At 68.1% G+C, this 3,160-nt stretch carries 2 protein-coding genes; both read left to right on the top strand.

The genetic code is table 11. From position 1 onward, the window contains the following. Window positions 1-1,511, top strand: a 1,511-nt coding sequence (locus VJS90_RS03045; protein WP_324118977.1) for a rhodanese-related sulfurtransferase, incomplete at its 5' end; no start/stop codon positions are given. Between the two features lie 609 nt (window positions 1,512-2,120). Next, the coding region (locus tag VJS90_RS03040; RefSeq protein WP_324118975.1) for an efflux RND transporter periplasmic adaptor subunit at window positions 2,121-3,160 on the top strand (1,040 nt) is incomplete at its 3' end.

Genomic DNA, 3,160 nt, shown 5'->3' with positions numbered 1-3,160 from the left:
GCGAGGAAGACCCCTATGCGCAGGGCCATCCGCTGTGGGCCGCCAACTTCCCGCTGTCGAAGCTCGAACTCGACGCGTGGACGCGCATTCCGCGCCGCGACACGCCGATCGTCGTGTTCGGCGACGCCGGCGGCGAGGATCTCGCGCCGCGCGCGGCCGAGAAGCTCGCGCAGCTCGGCTATACCGACGTGCGGCTGCTCGACGGCGGCCTCGCGGGCTGGCGCGCCGCGGGCGGCGAGCTGTTCATCGACGTGAATGTGCCGAGCAAGTCGTTCGGCGAATGGGTCGAGGCCGAGCGCCATACGCCATCGCTGTCCGCGCAGCAAGTGCAGGCGCTGATCGACGCGAAGGCCGACGTGGTCGTGCTGGACGCGCGCCGCTTCGACGAATACCAGACCATGAGCATTCCGGGGGGCATCAGCGTGCCTGGTGCCGAGCTGGTGTTGCGGGTCGCCGAACTGGCGCCGAACCCCCAGACCCAGGTCATCGTCAACTGCGCCGGCCGCACCCGCAGCATCATCGGCACCCAGTCGCTGGTGAATGCCGGTATACCCAACCCTGTGGCCGCCCTGCGCAACGGCACCATCGGCTGGACCCTGGCCGGGCAGCAACTGGCCCACGGCCAGGACCGCCAGTTCGACGCCGTGAGCGAAACCACCCGTGCCTCCGCCGCCAGCAACGCCCGCGCCGTGGCGGATCGAGCCGGCGTCTTGCGGCTGGACAAGCAAGGCCTATCCGCCTGGCAGGCAGAAACCCGCCGCACCACTTACCTGTTCGATGTGCGCACCCCGGAGGAATACGTCGCAGGGCACCTGCCAGGCAGCCGCTCGACCCCTGGCGGCCAGCTGGTCCAGGAAACCGACCACGTCGCCAGCGTGCGCGGGGCGCGGATCGTGCTGGTGGACAGCGATGGCGTGCGTGCCAACATGAGCGCCTCGTGGCTGGCGCAGCTGGGCTGGGAAGTGGCCGTGCTCGACGGTCTCGCGCCGAGCGACTTCGCTGAAACCGGCGAGTGGCCGGTGCCCCTGCCTGCGCTGCCGCAGGTAGCGAACATCGGCAACGAGCAACTTGGCCAGTGGCTGCAGGACAGCGGCACCGTGCTGCTCGACTTCACCACCAGTGCCAACTACGTCAAGCGTCATATACCTGGAGCCCACTGGGCCCTCCGCGCCCAGCTGCCCCAGGCGCTGGAGAAGCTGCCGGTGGCCGAGCGCTACGTCGTCACCTGTGGCAGCAGCCTGCTGGCCCGCTTTGCCGCTGTCGACCTGCAGGCCCTGACCGGCAAGCCGGTGCACGTGCTCGAAGGCGGCACCGCCCGCTGGATCGCCGCCGACCTGCCGCTGGAGAGCGGCGAAACGCACCTGGCGGTACCGCGTACCGACCGGTATCGCCGGCCATATGAAGGCACCGACAGCCCGCGTGAAGCGATGCAGGCGTATCTGGACTGGGAGTTCGGGTTGGTGGAACAGCTGGGGCGTGATGGGACGCACGGGTTCAAGGTGATTGGCTGATACTGCGCAGCCCGTCCTTTGTGTGCCCGGCGCTGCCCGGTCTTGGGGGACCAACTGAGGTCTATCGAGGTACTCACGGCATCGTCGGGCGCTGAGGGAGGGAGGGAGCGACTGTCTGTGTCCCCTGCCGGCATCGCACAACCTTGTGGTTCTGCGCCCCGGCGAGGGCTACGCCCTCGATCGCGACACGAGGCCTGCTCCCACAAGAGCTGGCACGGCCAGCTCGGTTGGACGCCCCGCTCAGCGCAGCGGGCGTTGGAGCAACTGTCTTCCACCCAAGGTAATTACAGTCCCCGGCCCGGCATCGCCGGGCCCTGTGGGAGCGTGCCTTGTGTCGCGATTGGGCCGCAAAGCGGCCCCAAAATCGCATGGGTACCACAGAGTCCACTGACCCTACCCGATGTCCCCTCCCCCTCCCCCTACAACCCGGCCATCCTGCCCCCCGGCACAAGGCCGGCACCACACAATGTCCGGCTCCGCCATCCATATTGATGGCAACACCCCCCACCCATCATTCCCGATGATAATAACCTTCGCCTCGTTCGATTCGTGCCCATCGCGCGCGGCCGCCAGAATCCGTCCACTCTCTTCATATTGGCGGACTCCTCCATGGAACAATCACTCAAACCCTTGCGCTTTCCACTCGCTGCCCTCGCGGTAGTGGTGCTCAGCGCCTGTGGCCGCACGCCGGAGGCGGTGCAGGCCCCGTCGGCACCCAAGGTCACCGTGGCCAAGGTCATCGAACAACCCATCAACGAGTGGGACGAGTTCACCGGCCGTCTCGAAGCCCCCGAAACCGTCGAGGTCCGTCCACGGGTCTCGGGCCAGATCGACCAGGTGGCCTTCACCGAGGGCGCCCAGGTGAAGAAAGGCGACCTGCTGTTCCAGATCGATCCTCGCCCGTTCCAGGCCGAGGTCCGCCGCCTCGAGGCGCAAGTCCAGCAAGCCCGCGCCACCGCCGTGCGCAGCGACAATGAAGCGCGTCGCGGCGAGCGCCTGCGTGACAGCAACGCCATCTCGGCGGAACTGGCCGAATCGCGCAGCAGCGCCGCCGCCGAAGCGCGTGCCGGCGTGGCGGCCATCCAGGCCCAGCTTGACCTGGCGCGCCTGAACCTGAGCTTCACCCGCGTCACCGCACCGATCAGCGGCCGCGTCAGCCGCGCCCAGTTCACCGCGGGCAACATCGTCACCGCCGATGTCACCCCGCTGACCAGCGTGGTCTCCACCGACAAGGTCTACGCCTACTTCGACGCCGACGAGCGCGTCTACCTCAAGTACACCCAGCTCGCCCGCGACGGCCAGCGCGGCCAGAGCACCCCGGTGTACCTGGGCCTGTCCAACGAAAGCGGCAACCCGCACCTGGGCCAGATGAACTTCGTCGACAACCAGGTCAACCCACGCACCGGCACCATCCGCGGCCGCGCCGTGTTCGACAACCGCGACGGGCAGTTCACCCCGGGCCTGTATGCCCGCCTGAAGCTGGTCGGCAGCGCCACCTACTCGGCCATGCTGATCAACGACGAGGCCGTCGGCACCGACCTTGGCAAGAAGTTCGTGCTGGTGATGGACCAGGACAACAAGGCCGCCTACCGCGCCGTGGAGCTGGGTCCGAAACTCGAGGGCCTGCGCATCGTGCGTGAAGGCCTGCA

It is taken from the genome of Pseudomonas sp. (genome assembly GCF_035277045.1).
Lineage (GTDB): Bacteria > Pseudomonadota > Gammaproteobacteria > Pseudomonadales > Pseudomonadaceae > Aquipseudomonas.
The sequence above is the reverse complement of the archived record's forward strand: the minus strand, read 5'-3'. Positions and strand labels throughout refer to the sequence as shown.